General features: G+C 46.5%; 12 protein-coding genes. 8 read left to right on the forward strand and 4 right to left on the reverse strand.

Annotated elements, in window-relative coordinates; translation table 11 throughout:
- The first annotated feature begins 132 nt into the window (after positions 1–132).
- Both Q8J68_RS11640 and Q8J68_RS11645 read left to right on the forward strand, forming a co-directional pair.
- A complete protein-coding gene (locus tag Q8J68_RS11640) occupies positions 133–2,643 on the forward strand; it encodes a DUF3656 domain-containing protein (protein ID WP_305311683.1) in 2,511 nt (836 codons plus the stop codon).
- Between the two features lie 435 nt (positions 2,644–3,078).
- Positions 3,079–5,205 (forward strand): catalase, encoded by a 2,127-nt coding sequence (locus Q8J68_RS11645; protein ID WP_305311684.1) that lies wholly within the window; start codon positions 3,079–3,081, stop codon positions 5,203–5,205.
- A gap of 119 nt (positions 5,206–5,324) precedes the next feature.
- On the opposite strand, the gene Q8J68_RS11650 is transcribed toward Q8J68_RS11645, so the two are convergent.
- A complete protein-coding gene (locus Q8J68_RS11650; RefSeq protein WP_305311685.1) occupies positions 5,325–5,894 on the reverse strand; it encodes an NCS2 family permease in 570 nt (189 codons plus the stop codon).
- On the opposite strand from Q8J68_RS11650, the gene Q8J68_RS15005 reads away from it, so the two are divergent.
- From Q8J68_RS15005 to Q8J68_RS11665, 4 genes are all read left to right on the forward strand, one after another.
- Complete coding sequence (locus tag Q8J68_RS15005) at positions 5,874–5,984, forward strand: zinc ribbon domain-containing protein (protein WP_370867637.1); 111 nt, start codon at positions 5,874–5,876, stop codon at positions 5,982–5,984. The two genes, Q8J68_RS11650 and Q8J68_RS15005, sit on opposite strands and share 21 nt — an antisense overlap.
- A gap of 78 nt (positions 5,985–6,062) precedes the next feature.
- Positions 6,063–7,502 (forward strand): dicarboxylate/amino acid:cation symporter, encoded by a 1,440-nt coding sequence (locus Q8J68_RS11655; RefSeq protein WP_305311686.1) that lies wholly within the window; start codon positions 6,063–6,065, stop codon positions 7,500–7,502.
- Positions 7,503–7,986: 484 nt separating this feature from the next.
- Positions 7,987–8,874, forward strand: coding sequence for an ATP phosphoribosyltransferase (gene hisG, locus Q8J68_RS11660; protein WP_305311687.1), 888 nt, complete (start codon positions 7,987–7,989; stop codon positions 8,872–8,874).
- Positions 8,875–9,124: 250 nt separating this feature from the next.
- On the forward strand, positions 9,125–9,784 hold the full coding sequence (locus Q8J68_RS11665; protein WP_305311688.1) for a LysE family transporter: 660 nt from the start codon (positions 9,125–9,127) through the stop codon (positions 9,782–9,784).
- 46 nt (positions 9,785–9,830) lie between these two features.
- On the opposite strand, the gene thrC is transcribed toward Q8J68_RS11665, so the two are convergent.
- Together thrC and Q8J68_RS11675 are read right to left on the reverse strand one after the other, a co-directional pair.
- Entirely contained in the window at positions 9,831–11,174 is a 1,344-nt protein-coding gene (gene thrC / locus Q8J68_RS11670; protein WP_305311689.1) for a threonine synthase, read from the reverse strand.
- 154 nt (positions 11,175–11,328) lie between these two features.
- The gene (locus Q8J68_RS11675) at positions 11,329–12,048 is read right to left on the reverse strand and encodes an endonuclease NucS domain-containing protein (RefSeq protein ID WP_305311690.1); all 720 of its coding nucleotides are present in this window, start codon (positions 12,046–12,048) and stop codon (positions 11,329–11,331) included.
- Between the two features lie 550 nt (positions 12,049–12,598).
- Between Q8J68_RS11675 and Q8J68_RS11680 the strand changes: the two genes are divergently transcribed.
- Positions 12,599–13,771, forward strand: a complete 1,173-nt coding sequence (locus Q8J68_RS11680) for a type III PLP-dependent enzyme (protein ID WP_305311691.1) — start codon at positions 12,599–12,601, stop codon at positions 13,769–13,771.
- 51 nt (positions 13,772–13,822) lie between these two features.
- Here the strand turns inward: Q8J68_RS11680 and Q8J68_RS11685 are convergent, their stop codons facing one another.
- Positions 13,823–15,193: a rhodanese-like domain-containing protein gene (locus tag Q8J68_RS11685; protein WP_305311692.1), complete on the reverse strand. Its 1,371-nt coding sequence runs from the start codon at positions 15,191–15,193 to the stop codon at positions 13,823–13,825.
- Between the two features lie 588 nt (positions 15,194–15,781).
- Between Q8J68_RS11685 and Q8J68_RS11690 the strand changes: the two genes are divergently transcribed.
- A partial coding sequence (locus Q8J68_RS11690; protein ID WP_370867638.1) for a helix-turn-helix transcriptional regulator occupies positions 15,782–16,232 on the forward strand: 451 nt, incomplete at its 3' end.

The following is a 16,232-nucleotide window of genomic DNA, read 5'->3' on the forward strand; positions in this document are numbered from 1 at the left end:
TCGTCTGAAAAATATGAAGTTTCTACAAGAACTGGACACCTCACACCAAAGGATGTTCTGAGAAACCGTTTTAAATAATATACTTGTTAGGTACTATCATAACACTAAAGATAAACATCATACCTTGTGAAAATGACCGCTAGTGATAATATTTACAAATACTGCCAGCCGCCGGAAATACTTGCTCCTGCAGGCGATACAGAAGCCTTGCTTGGTGCAATAAAGGGAGCAGCTGATGCTGTCTACCTTGGGGTAGAGGATTTTAATGCAAGAAAAGGGGCAAAGAACTTCAGGCTGGATGAACTGGAAGAAGCAATAAACCTTGCGCATTCCAGAGGCGTTAAGGTTTTCCTGGCACTTAACATCCCAATCAAACAGAAAGAATTACAGAATGCGCTCGATGTTGTGGATAAGGCGTATTCCTATGGGATCGATGCAATCATAATTGAGGATCTGGGACTGATGAAGATTCTCAGCAGCACCTATCCCGACCTTCCATTACATGCAAGCACCCAGATGACCATACATAATCTGGAGGGAGTTACCTTTGCTGAAGAGGCTGGTGCATCCAGGGTCATACTCTCAAGAGAGCTCACTGTGGAACAGGTCAAAGATATCGTCGGCAGGAGCAATATTGATATTGAACTCTTCGTTCACGGGGCTCTGTGCTATTCCTACTCGGGCAGATGCCTCTTCAGCAGTTTTCTTAGCGACCGAAGTGCAAACCGGGGAGCCTGTACACAGCCGTGTCGCAGGCAGTACCATCTGATGATCGACGGAGAGGAGGCAGGCAGGGGAATGATAGGTGAGTATCCCATAAGCTGTGCCGAACTTTGCACTCTTCCCGATCTTGACAGTATAGTCAGGACCGGCATAAAAAGCCTGAAAATAGAAGGGCGGATGAAAAAACCGGAGTATGTGACCGCAAGTTCTGAAGCTTATAAGACGGCAGTCGAGAGGATATGCAAAACCGGTATTAATCTCAGTCCTCAGGAAATTGAGGCTTATGAGACAGACCTTGCAAAACTGTTTTACAGAGGCTTTACAGGGGGTTTTGTTTCAGGACAGAGGGATGTCACACACCAGAAATACAGTTCAAGTTATGGTCTTTCCCTTGGCAGGGTAAAGGAGATATCCCGGTCAAAACACCATGCGGGCCTGAAAATAAAACTTCTGCAGGATATCAATGATAAAGATGGGATCGGAATACTCACCAGCATGAGAATGCTCGGTTGCAGGGTCGATTTCATCACTTCGGGAGGGGAAAGGGTTGAAAAAGCCTCAAAAGGCGAAGAGGTTATTCTTGAGATCAGCCCCAAGACTGGCAAGGCTGTCCGACCACAGGACGAAGTATTCCTTTCAACCGACAACAGGCTCATCGACAGCATCCGGAAAAAGAAGCTACGAACGATCCCGGCTAACATAAGGGTATTTGCCCGCCTTGGAGAAAAGCTCAGGATAGAGATGGAAGAGAACAGAAACTCTGTATCCTTCACAGATGATTTTGTTGTTCCGGAGGCGATAAGCTCTCCAACTACAGGTGAACAGATATCGCTGGCTATGGAAAAGCTTGGCGACACACCCTATCATGCAGGCTCTGTCGAAGTTGTATTAGATGAGAACATCTTCATACCTGTTGGTGTCCTTACCAATGCAAGGAGGCAGGTAGCGTCGCTTCTCCAGGAAGCGGTTCTGATATTATATAAGAGAGAGCAGAAACAGCCTGCTGCAGATGTATATTCGATCCAGGAATCTGGGAAGCAAGACATAAAGCCTGTAGACATCCCATTTGCAAAAACCAGAAAACGACTCCTTTTGAGCGCTGATGTCAGCAGCACTGAATCACTGTTTGCTGCTGCGAATGCCGGTGCTGATATCATTTACATCCCTATTGAGATGTTCAGTGAACTGACAGAGGCTCAGAACAACCTGCATACCGGTGAGCTCCGGGCAAAGGGAACAGAGATAGTCTTTGTCACCCCCCAGGTGGCTTTCGACCATGAGATTGAGGCTCTTAAAAAGCTGATGGAAGATGTGCACCGGGCAAAATTCACGGTAGCATGCTCAAATCCCGGCACCGTAAGAGTTGCAGCGCAGATGGGAATACCGTTTGTGGCCCAGAGGGAGCTGAATATATTCAATAATGCCACAGCTTATGCTTATTTTGAATCGGGAGCCCGAAGGGTCACGCTTTCCACTGAACTGAACCTGGAGGAGATAAAGGACATTTCCTCAGCTGCCGGAGAGGACAGAGAGCAACATCAGTTAGAAGTGCTTGCATATGGCAGGGAATTGCTTCTTATAACAGAGAACGATCTTTTAAAGCCCCTTGTTGACAGAAAGATCCTTGACCAGGACAGCAACGTATCACTTGAAGATAACAGGGGAGAGAATTTCCCTGTAAAACGCATGGGAAGGCGCACTTTGATCTATCATTCAAGGGTGCTTGATATGCGTGAGCACCTGGAGAGCCTGAGAGACAGCGGCGTAGACGTGCTTAGACTTGACCTGTCCATGAATAGCAAAAAAGAGATAAGGGAAACAATACGGGCTTACAGGAGCGGGCTGGAGGGGAAAAGCTGCAGGCCACTTTCCGGGAGCGAGCACATCACACAGGGACATTACTTTGAGGGTGTGCTCTGAGAAGCCATCCTATTTTTATGTGGTCGCAGTAATGTTCCCAATCCCCATGGTCAACAGCAAAATCAGACCTTACGCATGAGATTACTTTTTTTGAAGCATTGGAATTGAAAATATATGCCCTAAGAGATATAAAAACGTTCAAATAATGATTAACACCTATATTTAAAGGGGGAGTAGGTAGCAGAAAGTAGCTTGGCTTATATCTGAGCAGCCAGCCATTCTATTAGAACGGATCTGGAGCTTATTGTATAGTCATTTGGAACTTCCATCATAGTATGCCATAAAATAAGGCAGGATGATTCCGCAGAGCAACAGTGCTTGTCTGCCTCTTTCCGTTATGTGCGATCAGAAGATTGCTCGTGCTATCGTATTCAATCTAAGTGGCAACACAGGGGATTTGATACGTTCCATCAGACAACTGAAGAGGACAAGATCATGGATAAAAGGAAAGTAGATGAAAATAGCAAAAACGAGCAACTTGAACAGTTCAGTGAGGATAAGGAACGAGAGTTCCTGACGACCAATCAGGGACTCAGGGTCGAAAATACAGATATATCGCTCAAAGCGGGAGAAAGGGGACCAACTCTGCTTGAAGATTTTCACTTCAGAGAGAAGCTGACCCATTTTGATCACGAGCGTATACCTGAGAGGGTAGTTCATGCAAGGGGTTCCGGTGCACATGGATTTTTCCAGGTGTATGAACCCCTGACGGAGTACACTTCCGCAAAGTTCCTCCAGGACCCTTCTAAGAAGACGCCTGTATTTGTCAGGTTCTCTACAGTTGTTGGTTTCAGGGGTTCAGCCGATACTGTAAGAGATGTGCGCGGCTTTGCAACGAAGTTCTATACTGAAGAAGGCAATTACGACATAGTGGGTAACAATATCCCGGTCTTTTTCATTCAGGATGCCATGAAGTTCCCGGACCTTGTTCACTCCATCAAGCCTGAACAGGATAATCAGATACCACAAGCCTCAGCGGCTCACGATACGTTCTGGGATTTCGTGGCGCAGCATCCGGAGAATGCTCATATGATAATGTGGCTGCTCTCAGACCGCGGCATCCCGAGAAGTTACAGGATGATGCAGGGATTTGGTGTCAACACATTCCGTTTTGTCAATGCACAGGGTAAGGGCAGGTTCATTAAGTTCCACTGGCGGCCAATGCTTGGTATCCATTCAATGGTATGGGACGAGGCACAGAAAACAGGAGGGAAGGATCCTGACTTCCACAGGCGTGACCTGTGGGAAGCCATTGAGATGGGACACTATCCCGAATATGAGCTGGGTGTGCAGCTCCTTGAAGAGGAGGATGAGTTCAACTTTGACTTTGATATCCTTGACCCGACAAAGATCTGGCCGGAAGAGGATGTGCCTGTCAAGTGGATCGGTAAGATGACGCTTAACCGAAACCCGGACAACTTCTTTGCGGAAACGGAACAGGTTGCGTTCTGTCCTGCGAACATAGTTCCGGGTATAGATTTCTCCAACGATCCCCTATTGCAGGGCAGGCTGTTTTCCTACCTCGATACGCAGCTTATACGTCTTGGTGGTCCTAATTTCCACGAGATACCTATCAACAGGCCTCTTGCACCCATCAGTAATAACCAGCGTGAAGGCTACAACCGCATGACCATCAACAAAGGCAAGGGAAGCTACTTCCCAAACACGGTTGCCGGGGGCCTTCCAAGGCCTGCATCTGCAGAGGAAGGGGCATTCGTGCACTATGCAGAGAAGGTGGAAGGCCGGAAGATCCGTGCCAGGAGCGAGAAGTTCAAGGATTTCTACAGCCAGGCCAAACTGTTCTGGAACAGCATGTCAGAGCCTGAGAAGATGCACATCATAAAGGCCTTCCATTTCGAGGTGGGAAAGGTCAAGGACCGCAGTATCAGGCAGTGTATCGTGGACATGTTCAATAATGTGGATGGGGACCTTGCTGTTGAGATAGCAAAAGGTGTTGCTGCGGATGCGCCTCAAATGAAGGGAGGCTCTCCTGTGACAAAGAAGTCAAGGAACGTCAGCCAGGAGCTGAGCGAGCATACACGCAAGGACTCGATCAAGAGCAGAAAGATCGCGATTCTTGCTGCTGACGGATATAACTATGCAGAGATAGAGAGCGTCAAGAAGGCCCTGATGGATGCAGGAGCACAGGCCGATTTCATTTCAAAGTTCAGGAAGATGCTTAAAAGTTCCGATGGGAAGGAAATGGAAGTCGACAAGAATTATGAAGGTGCAGCTTCTGTTATGTATGACGCAATATATATTCCCGGAGGTCAGGAGAGCGTAAACATACTCAAGATGCAGGGAGATGCTATCCACTTCATTAATGAAGCTTTCAAGCACTGCAAGCCTATCGGAGCGACAGGCGACGGCGTGGACCTGCTCGCAGCTTCCAGCATAATGGGAGTTAACCTTGCAGAGCCCGGCTCTGCTGTTGTGACAGACAGGGGCGTTGTGACGGTCCGTAACTCCAGCGGAAGTAACGCATTCAATGAATCCTTTATAGCTGCAATGAAAGAACACCGCCACTGGGACCGTGAAAAGAAGATGCAGGTCCCTGCGTGAGTTTGTGAGGGGAGGAATGGGAGCCTCCTCTTGCGTTCATATTTCATCCATGTTCTTTGTGACTTATTCTTTGCTGGGTTAGATGACTGCTGCTTTAATGGCAGGAGTAATCATCCAGCTTAGTATGGATAGAATATGAAGAACATGGAGCACAGGACAAACAATGCCCATGCTATCGGCTTAACCTCGCTTCTTTTACCGCTGACCAGTTTAAGGAGGGGGAAGAGGACAAAACCGGCACAAAGGCCAACTCCGAGATTATAGGTAAAGCTCATGAGGATTATCACTGCCATGGCCGGTATCATCTCAGTGAGATCTTCCATATCTATCTTCTTTATAGAGCCCATCATAAGAAGACCAACGACCATCAAAGCAGGAGAGGTAGCGGCTGGCGGTATTGCTGAGAAGACAGGATAAAAGAACAAGCCCAACGTGAAAAGGAAGGCAATAACAACTGCAGTAAGTCCGGTCCTTCCACCTTCTTCAATGCCGGTCGCTGATTCGATATAAGCGCCGGTGGTAGTGGTACCGGCAAGTGCACCGAACATTGCTTCAAGGGCTGCTGTCAACCAGCCTGCTGTACTCTGCTCAGCTAACTGAGAACTTGAAGTGCAAGCATCCGAGTTCAGTCGGGGTCGTTGAAAGTGCCTGATATCACACTGGAGCAGATGATAGACAAATGCTCCCATATCATGAACGATATGAAGATCATGACCTATGAGGACGCGAAGAGGATGAATAGCAGCTTTCTTCCTACCTTAAAGCGATGGAAAACCTGAAAGTTTACTCTTTAAACAGGTCTTCTTTTGTTTACCTGAACCAAAAAGGTCTTTTAAGATGAGATCGAATCCCATGGTATGCCAGGTAAAAAACTAGCTTCAGACCCGGTTTCTCTTATACATCCCCGTTCTTTGAAGAATCTCAGCCACCATCTGCAGTCTCTCGTAAGAGGCAGGTTGTGGCTGAAGATATTGATAGGGATGATGCTTGGCATTATCACGGGACTTGTGCTTGGTCCTTCTGCAGGCTTTGTGGACAGGGAAATCTCATACATCATAGGTGAATGGCTGGCCCTTCCAGGCTACATTTTCCTTGCACTGCTGCAGATGATCGTAATCCCTCTTGTCTTTGCATCCATTATCCGCGGGATCGCTGCAGGTGAGGATATGGAACAGCTCAGGCAGGTAGGCATGAAGACAGTGGGATATTTCCTTGCAACAACAGCATTTGCTATCATTGTCGGACTTGGCCTGGCCCTACTGATAAGCCCGGGTAGTTATATCAGCAGTGAAATGGTCCAACAGACGCTGGGAACAGGAGCATCTCCAGTCCAAAACAGCAATGTGAGTGTGCCTGTAAATGCATTTGATGTTGCAGAAGTTCCAGGGATGATCACCACAATACTTCCCACTAATCCCCTGGGGGCGCTTGCTACAGGACAAATGCTCCAAGTTGTCATTTTCTCTATAATCATAGGCGTGGCACTTGTTTCCATGGCTCCTGTGCAGTCCAAGCCGCTGCTTGAGTTGCTGGGCTCATTGCAGGAGGTCAGCATGACAGTCGTTCGCTGGAGCATGCTGCTTGCGCCCCTTGCCGTATTTGGATTGATAAGCAAGTTTACCATCAACCTTGGCATCGATGCTCTTCTGGGCATGCTGGTTTATGTAGGAACTGTGCTGCTTGGGCTTCTGGTACTGCTGCTGACCTATATGGTGATAGTGTATGCAGTTTCGCGAAGAGGGCCGATCGGTTTCATCAAGTCGATCCGGGATGTGATGCTGCTCGCTTTTTCGACATCCAGTTCTGCTGCAGTGATGCCGCTGTCCATCAGGACCGCTGAGGAGAAAATAGGTGTAAGGCCGTCCATTTCCCAGTTCGTCATCCCGCTGGGCGCAACCATCAATATGAACGGCACGGCCCTCTACCAGAGTGTCGCAGCGGTCTTCCTTGCCCAGGTGTTCGGTGTCGAGCTTGGTTTTGGCGCCCTGGTACTGCTGATGATAACAGTTGTGGGGGCTTCTATCGGAACTCCGTCTACCCCAGGCGTGGGTATTGTTATCCTTGCACTCATACTGGCCAGTGTAGGCATACCCACTGCGGGCATTGCTCTTATAATAGGAGTGGACAGGATACTTGATATGAGCCGCACGGCAGTCAATGTCACAGGAGACCTTGTCGCCTGCGTGGTCATGGATAAATGGGTCGGCGGCAAAAAGACTGCAAGGGAGGAATCAGTGGAAGCCGAGATTGATGAAAGGCAGAGGAGAAAGCTGGGAGAAGATGTGATCGTCAATTAACTTAACTATACATCCCCGGATTTCAACGTCATGAAAATTAAAGGCAGCAGCTTTTGATTAATTAACGGTTATGTTAAGTATGATGGAAATCTATTGTTAATTGCAGTTTCATTCAAATTTCATTCGAATGGGGCTGTCGGGATATCGATTCTATCCTGACATGAAAGATAGGACCCTATCTCGAAAGTGAAAGGCAGAGTTGATCAAGATCAACACAGGAAGCAGGTGAAACTTAAGTCTTCCACTGCCTTTCACAAATGCTTTCTGAATATTTTCGTATAATCTCATGCTTTTTCTTAAAATTTTTATAATCGATTATATTCCTTGTGGCACCCAAATAGTGACATAAAAGTCCTTAGCTATGCTATCACATTTTTAATTTTATGATATGAGATAAAAACCATGGGCTATGATTCAGCACCCACATGAAACACTTTTTAAATACAATCATATCCCTTATGTTACATTCACAAGATCATAACTCATGCGAGATGTAAAAATGATAAGCATAGCTCTTCCCAAAGGCAGTTTAGAGGAACAGACCTATCTCCTTTTCAAACAGGCGGACCTGGAGATAAAGAAGACCGACAGGGACTACAATCCCACCATCAAGGACCCGAGAATAGGAAAGATCAAGATCCTGCGGCCTCAGGAGATTCCAGGATATGTGTCCGACGGTTATTTTGACCTCGGCATCTCAGGGCTTGACTGGGTCAGGGAATCCAACGCCGATATTATGGAGGTCGCAGACCTGCCCTACAGCAAGCAGGGAGCAGGCAATGTAAAGATAGTTATCGCAGTCCCCAAGGACAGCGATATTGAAAGCGCAAAGGATGTTAAGCCAGGCAGCAGGGTGGCATCAGAATACCCGAACCTGACAAAGAAGTTCTTTGAAGACCGCGGAGTTCCTGTGGATGTCCACTTCTCCTACGGTGCAACCGAAGCGAAGGTTCCCGACCTCATGGATGTCGTCGTGGACCTGACAGAGACCGGCTCCACGTTACGTAAGAACGGTCTCAAGATAGTGGATATCATCATGGAATCCTCCTCCAAGCTCATAGCCAACAAGAAGAGCTGGGAAGACCCCGTGAAGAGGCAGGAGATAGAGGAGATCAAGACCCTGCTGCTTTCTGTCATCGAAGCAAGGGGTAAAGTGCTCCTGGACATGAACGTCCCGGCTGACAAGCTGGATGCTGTCATAGAGTCCCTGCCATCCATGAAGCGTCCGACAGTATCCCAGTTGTACAAATCTGATTACTATGCTGTGGAGACCGTTGTCAACAAGAGCGAGGTAAATCTTCTGATACCCAAACTCAAGGCACTGGGTGCTGAAGATATCCTTGAGATGGACATCTCAAAGATAGTCTACTGATATTGAGATACAATGAAACAGAGGTTCTGGCAAGATTTCCTGACTGCAGGCACTCTGAGCCCTCTTTTTTAATCACATATGCAGGACAGAGCAAATACCCTATTTTTTTCGTATGCCTCCTTGTAAAATAGTATGACTATACACTTTCTGCATCCATACTGTAATTTTAGTTAGGATGATGCCTGTTTCTATATTTCCTTAGAATGAATTAGTTATATATAGGGGATATTATATAATAAGCTGACTTTCCATGCCAATTGATATAATAACTCTGGTCCAGGCTTTCATTCTTGGCTTCACTATCGGTGTCTCCGCTGCACTTATACCTGGTCCTATGATGCTTGCGACCATCGGCATATCCATTAAGAAAGGATGGAGGACCGGACTTTATGTCTTTGGCGGTCATTCTCTGGTAGAAATATCTATAATCCTGCTTATTCTGGCAGGCGCCTCATCTTTTATAATGAAGGACATGCTATCTCACATCGCGATAGTGGGTGGCCTTTCGATGATACTTTTCGGGGCGATCATCATCCGCAAAGCAAAAGAGGTGTTGACAATGGACATTACCGCTTCGGCCGGTAAACTCGATATTTCCTCTGGTCCCGTATCTGCAGGCATTCTCACATCAGCATTGAATCCGACTTACCTTTTCTGGTGGCTGACAGCCGGGAGCGCTATTATCATGCAGCAGTACCTGGCAGGCGTATTCGCAGTGGTTGCATTTATCATCGGCCACTGGCTGGCAGATCTCGGTTTTCTTGTATCAGTATCTTCATCATTTTCCAGAGGCAAGGAATTCATGTCACGCCGTACCCACCAGAGACTGCTTTACACATGCGGAGCATTCCTCATAGCCATAGGGTTCTTTTTTATCATCAGCCATAATAACGTTGCTGCAATGATCTGAAACCATTATCTGAAACAGGGATACGGCAGGCTGCCTGCCGTATCACTTAACCCCTTTTTCTTTTAAGGTAGCCCTTGAACTGCTCATAGCCAGTGGTCAGGTGCTCCATATGCTCTGTTCTGGATTCTATCTCCCTGAGGTGTTGCGGTGGCTCAGGCTCGATACCTATCACTGCTTTTACCTCTGCAGGGAATTTGGCAGGGTCTGCGGTTTCCAGGGTCACAGCAAGGGTCTGGTCCTTTGTGGCTTTCCTATATTCCGTGAGGCCTTTTATGCCGACGGCCCCATGCGGCTCTATCAAAATGTTGTGCCTTTCATAGAACTCTCTCATAGTTGCCTTTGTGTCCTCATCTGTTATTGGAATTGAATATATGTCCTGCTTCAGTTTCTCCATATCTGGCATGCTATGAACGTTGCCTTTTTCGTCCATTTCCCCGCCGTATATAGTTATCAGCCTTGCCAGGTTGCTCGGGTGGCCCACGTTCATGGCATTGGAGAGACAGTTCCTTGAAGGTTCGATCTTGCCGTACCTGCCTGTATCCAGGAAGCATGGCACTTCATCGTTCTCGTTAACAGCAGCCACTATTTTTTGGACAGGCAGACCCATGGTCTTTGCAAGCACACAGCCCATCATGTTCCCAAAGTTTCCGGAGGGTATCGAGAACACTATCTTCTCCGGGTAATCCCTCAGTTTCAGGTATGAATAGAAATAGTAGATGGACTGGGGTATGAGGCGGCCTATATTGATGGAGTTGGCCGATGAGAGATTCATGTGTTTCAATTCATCATCCGCAAATGCCTGCTTCACCATCGCCTGGCAGTCATCGAACTTGCCTTCTACTGACAGGGCGGTTATATTCCTCCCAAGGGTTGTCATCTGCTTGCGCTGGCGGTCAGATACCTCGGTCCGCGGGAAGAGCACAATGACGTCTATATTGTCCAGGCCATAGAATGCATGAGCAACAGCACTTCCGGTATCTCCGGAGGTCGCTGTGAGTATTGTCAGCTTCCTGTTCTCCTTCTTGAGATAATACTGCATGAGCCTTGCCATCATACGAGCCGCAAAATCTTTGAAAGAGGATGTCGGGCCGCGGTCAAGACGCATGATATATGTGGTCTCGTCTACTTTCTCAAGAGGGACGTCGTAGTTGTAGGCGTCATATACTATTGCCCTGAGGGATGCTTCATCAATCTCTCCCTCCAATATCCTCCCAAGTAACCTGAAAGCTATCTCCGGGTAGGTTTCATCCTTGAGGGACATGAGTTCTTCCTTTGAGAATAAAGGAAGCTGTCTTGGCATGTACAGGCCTTTGTCAGGGGCAAGGCCGGTTATCAGGGCAGTTTCAAAAGAAACTTCCTCTGCCTTGAGATTAGTGCTATAGAGTCTCATTGGTATCAGGGCTCGATAAGGGTCAGTTGATATTCATAACAAAGAATGAAACAGCTCCTATGGCTCATTTTCAATAATCTTTGTCTCTTTTTGTATCAAGAAGCGTGGCTCATTTATGAGCTTTTCCATTCTGTGCACAACAGCATGCAGCATGTCAGGCTTTCCTCTCCAGGGAAAGTGTATACACCTCTATGCCTGCACCTTTGCAGGCAATCAGCCTGCTTTCCGCAATCCTGGCACACACAATTCCAAGCCTTATCCTGTCAGTCGGGACATTGTATTTCTCCGAATAGGGTATCCTGAACCTCTGGACCTGGCCAATTGCATTATCCCGGGCTTCGATCTCGATCTCCACAAGGAGATGGTCCTCATTTTCACTCAGGAAGAGAACATCTATCCTCCCGCCAATAAGTTCGACCTCAGTATCCACAAATTTGAGCCCATTATCAATAAGCTCAGGGAAAGTCGATATCATCCTGGAGATATCCTGTTCGGAAATTGACTCCTGGCCGAATGCATCAGTCAGGTTGTCGGCTCTTATAAGGGCTTTAAGGTGGGAGGCGATATCCATTCTTTTCTTATTAACCTCATGTGGATACACGTTCCTGATACGCCCATCCTCAAGCTGGACAAGAATGCCCTGCTTACCTACCTTCTTGTTGCGCGATATCGGAAGAGCTCCACTGCCCTTGCTGACAACCCCAATGGCATTCCTTCTGCTGACCAGACGGATAGATTCGGCAAGCTCCTCCTTCTCCGCATCATCCAGCGTGGCGACATCTATCATCTGATAAGGAGCATTGTGCTTTTCCCTGACTTCCTCAAGCAAGGCTCTATAGAGTTCGATGCTTGAAGCATCAGTCTCATCAGTCACATATAACTTGTATTCCAGCAACGATCATCCTTCCTCACAATGGAACATATTAATGCCATTTAATTACTTCTATTTGACCCAGGTTCGATAACAATCAGGTGTATGTTAACTCCCGGTTATCATTTGTATGGTGTTACAGTGTTTGTCTCTATAAGGTGATGTTCTCCTTAAAGCACTGAAAAGCCCACTTTGGAAGATGAAAGCCCTTCTAAGAGGACAAATACTTCTAAAATGCCGGAGGGTCTTTTCAGGCGGAAATAGAGGATAATTGAGCTCTTTATTAGCAAAAGCAATTATTAACGATTATTATAGCATTTTGAACCTCATTATATCCCGGTAAATCTCAGGAATTAGTTTTAAATACTCGAAATCCAATTTAGACAAATTCACTCACGTGTTATCAAAATAATGGATTAGAAAGTCTTAGAAATCCATTTGAGCACAGTGATACCCGTGTTACCAGAATATGCGGCTATGAAGCTTCCGAATTCAAGCCGGATAGGTTATGTGCTAAAATCATTAGCAGCCTTACAGGCAAAAAGGAGTAGATATGAGAAAAGAGTTATATGAATTTCCTCTGGCAGATTTCATTTCCGAAAAAGATTTCAGATCTATTAAAAAGTTCTCCCAGGATAAAGAAACCCCTTTTTTAATCGTTGATTTGAAAAAGATCGAGAAAATGTACGATCTGATCATTGACAACATGCCTTTTGTGAAAGTCCATTACGCGGTCAAGGCAAACCCTATGGATGAGGTCATTGTTGCTCTCAAGAACAAAGGCTCTAATTTTGATGCTGCAACGGTCTATGAGATCGACCAGCTCTTAAGGCTCGGGATAGAGCCGGAGCGCATTAGTTATGGGAACACCATCAAAAAAGAAAAGGATATCGCCTATGCATATGAAAAAGGAATAAGGCTCTTTGTCACTGATTCAGAGAACGACCTCCGGAAACTGTCAAAGAATGCACCGGGTTCAAGGGTCTTTTTCCGTGTGCTTACCGAAAGTGACGGAGCAGACTGGCCTCTTTCCCGCAAATTCGGCGCCCACCCTGATATAATATACAAGCTTATCCTCAAGGCTAAAAGAATGGGCCTTGAGCCTTATGGTCTTTCTTTCCATGTTGGGTCGCAGCAGCGCGACATCGGACAGTGGGACAGCGCCATTTCTATGTGCAAATATCTTTTCGTGGCTGCGGCTGAAAAGGGTGTCCAGCTGAAGATGATCAACCTTGGTGGCGGCTTCCCTGCAAAATATATCTCTCCCGCCCATGAGCTTGAAACCTACGCTGACGAGATACGCCGTTTTCTACATGAGGATTTCGGCGATGAACTGCCTGAGATCATCATTGAGCCCGGCAGGTCACTCACAGCAGATGCGGGCATCATCGTAACCGAGGTTGTCATGATCTCACAGAAAGCCAGATATAATCAGTATAGCTGGGTTTATCTTGACATAGGGAAGTTCGGAGGACTTATTGAAACACTTGAGGAGTCCATCAAGTACCCTATATATTGTGAAAAAAAAGGTTACGCTGAAGAAGTGATCCTTGCAGGTCCGACCTGCGATAGTATGGACATCCTTTACGAGCACCATAAATACGCTTTCCCCCATACTCTCAAAGAAGGTAACAGACTCTACATTTTCACTACTGGCGCCTACACACAGAGTTATAGCTCCATAGCTTTCAACGGTTTCCCGCCGCTTAAAGCCTATATCCTCTGAAGGGGAGAGCATCCCCTTCATTTATTTTTAGGTATATTGCTATGCGGAAGCCTATTTTATGACTTCGTATCCTGCACTCTTCCATGCGCTCATGCTTCCAAGTACATTGAAGACTTTCCTGTAACCGTTCTTTTTCAGAATGGAAGCCGCAATATTAGAGCGTCGTCCCGAGCCGCAGTAAACCACCACCTGGCAGTTTTTTGGTACTTTATCGAGATTCTCTTCCACATGCCCTACATATATGTGCCTTGCACCTTCGATATGTCCGCTCTCCCATTCATCGTCACTTCTTACATCCAGGATAAATAGCTCCTCATCGGCATCGAGTTTATTTTTCAGGTCATGGACCGACAGGAGATTAAAACCCTCCACAGGTAAAGCTTCGATATACCAGGCTGCAATCCCGCCATTGAGGAAACCTGCGACATTGTCATACCCGAGCCTGATCAGATATCTTACCGCTGTTTCCAGTTGCTCCTTATCTTCCAGCACCAGAAGAATAGGCGCATTGTATGGGAGCACCCAGCCTGCAAAAGAAGGCAAGCCTCCAAGCCAGATGCTATAGGTATCCCTTATATGAGCGCCTCCGAAAGAGTGTGGCATACGTGCATCTGCAACTACGCCTCCATTTTCCATTTTCTCCCTGAACTCATGCGGTGAGAGAAGTTCCGGGCTTGGCTCATCATGTAAAAGTGGAGGACCCTCCAGATTGTATTTTTCCATCTGCCGGAAGTAAGGTGGAAACTCCAGACGCTCCTGAAGTTTGTATTTTACAAAATCCTCTTTATTTGTGTTCCTGAGAGCAGGATTCTGAATGCGCTCAAGTCCAAGTGTGCTATGCTCCCGTGTCCCGATAGCACCTCCACACATCGAACCTGCACCATGCGCAGGGCATAATATCACCCCATCTCCCAGAGGAAGTATTTTGTTGAAAATGCTGTCATACAGATTGGAAGCCATCCTGGGCGCCTCGTCCGGACCATAGAGATCGGTCCTTCCTACATCGCCAATGAACAGCGCATCCCCGGTAAAGACTATCACCGGCTCTTCACCTGCTTCAAGGTCAGTCAGGACATAGGACATACTCTCATCAGTATGACCCGGAGTATGCAGGGCTGTCAGGCCCAGCGAGCCAAAACGAAAATCCTGGCCTTCATCCACATAGTTCCCGTACTTGAAATCCACGCCTCTGCCATGATAGATCTTTGCACCGGTAAGACGTTCCAGTTCAAGGGAACCAATCACATAATCTTCATTGCGATGGGTCTCGAAGATGTATTTTATCTTCATGCCTTCATTCCTGGCAGTGTCGGCATATATCCTGCAATCTCTCCTGGGGTCGATGACAACTGCCTCATCTCCCGAGCCGATGAAATAGGACAGATGAGCCAGGCCATCTGATTTAATCCGCTTGAATATCATTTCGATTTTCCCTCATTATCCTCATTTAATGACGTATCTGGAGAGCAGGACAGCTAGCTGAAATTCAAGTTACATTATGCTGACCACTCTGATTTCCCAGTTAGTTCTATAATTGCATGCTTCATATCTTTTTCTTTGCTCTTCTGGTACGTTATATTCAAGACTGAGATCATTACCGGGTAGTCATCAAAGAAGCGTTTGAAGATTTAACGCTGCTAAAAAAACATTGCTCACATGAAGATAGCATTTAATATCATCTTCAGCCTCAGTGTCAAATTAATCAAGGTTCAGGTTAAATAAAAAAGGTGACTTACTATGGTTGTGGGCAGTGGGGTGCCCGCAAACGCGGGAGTGGATCAATTGAGAGATGTTGGGGAACATCTCGGATTCGTAAGATAAAGGCGCCTTAAAGCGTGGTGGTTTCCAGGCGCCTCAACCTGCCTAGAAGTTATCTTGTCAGTATTATATAATTTGTTTTAAGTAGCATAATGTCAGATAATAGGTATAAAGACATTCTATTAAGGTTAGTAATGGTCACAGGTTAATAATGGTCAGATGTGAGATGGAATGTCGGGTTAGAGGATGTTTATGAAGAAACCGCTACTTGATGTCATCTTTGCGTCTGAGAAACGGAAAAACTCATTGCTTTTGCTGCAGGACGGACCTAAAGAGATAACAATGCTGCTGCAATCACTGAATACCACCCGGCAGGCATTACTTCCGCAATTGAAGATACTGGAAGAGAACTATCTGATCAGTCGCCGCGGCGATAAATATGAATTAACTTCTATATCAAAGATCATCGTCGATGAAATGGCGCCTTTTGTAGCCACATTAAATGTACTGGATCATAACAATGATTTTTGGGGAGAGCGAGAGCTGGATTTTCTCCCTCCTGAAATCCTGAGCAGGATTCGTGAGCTGGAGCCGTATACAATAAATGAGCCATCAATATCCAACATCCATGAACTGAACAAAGAGTTCACTGAAACGACATCATCATCAGAAAGGATGTGTGCTGTTACTACAATATTTCATC

The organism is Methanolobus sp. (genome assembly GCF_030682845.1).
Lineage (GTDB): Archaea > Halobacteriota > Methanosarcinia > Methanosarcinales > Methanosarcinaceae > Methanolobus.

Coding starts and splice junctions, on each gene's coding strand:
- Q8J68_RS11645 (WP_305311684.1), top strand. CDS start 3,079: ATGGATAAAAGGAAAGTAGATGAAAATAGCAAAAACGAGCAACTTGAA.
- hisG (WP_305311687.1), top strand. CDS start 7,987: ATGCGAGATGTAAAAATGATAAGCATAGCTCTTCCCAAAGGCAGTTTA.
- thrC (WP_305311689.1), bottom strand. CDS start 11,174: ATGAGACTCTATAGCACTAATCTCAAGGCAGAGGAAGTTTCTTTTGAA.
- Q8J68_RS11665 (WP_305311688.1), top strand. CDS start 9,125: ATGCCAATTGATATAATAACTCTGGTCCAGGCTTTCATTCTTGGCTTC.
- Q8J68_RS11640 (WP_305311683.1), top strand. CDS start 133: ATGACCGCTAGTGATAATATTTACAAATACTGCCAGCCGCCGGAAATA.
- Q8J68_RS11655 (WP_305311686.1), top strand. CDS start 6,063: ATGCCAGGTAAAAAACTAGCTTCAGACCCGGTTTCTCTTATACATCCC.
- Q8J68_RS11685 (WP_305311692.1), bottom strand. CDS start 15,193: ATGATATTCAAGCGGATTAAATCAGATGGCCTGGCTCATCTGTCCTAT.
- Q8J68_RS15005 (WP_370867637.1), top strand. CDS start 5,874: ATGATAGACAAATGCTCCCATATCATGAACGATATGAAGATCATGACC.
- Q8J68_RS11650 (WP_305311685.1), bottom strand. CDS start 5,894: ATGGGAGCATTTGTCTATCATCTGCTCCAGTGTGATATCAGGCACTTT.
- Q8J68_RS11680 (WP_305311691.1), top strand. CDS start 12,599: ATGAGAAAAGAGTTATATGAATTTCCTCTGGCAGATTTCATTTCCGAA.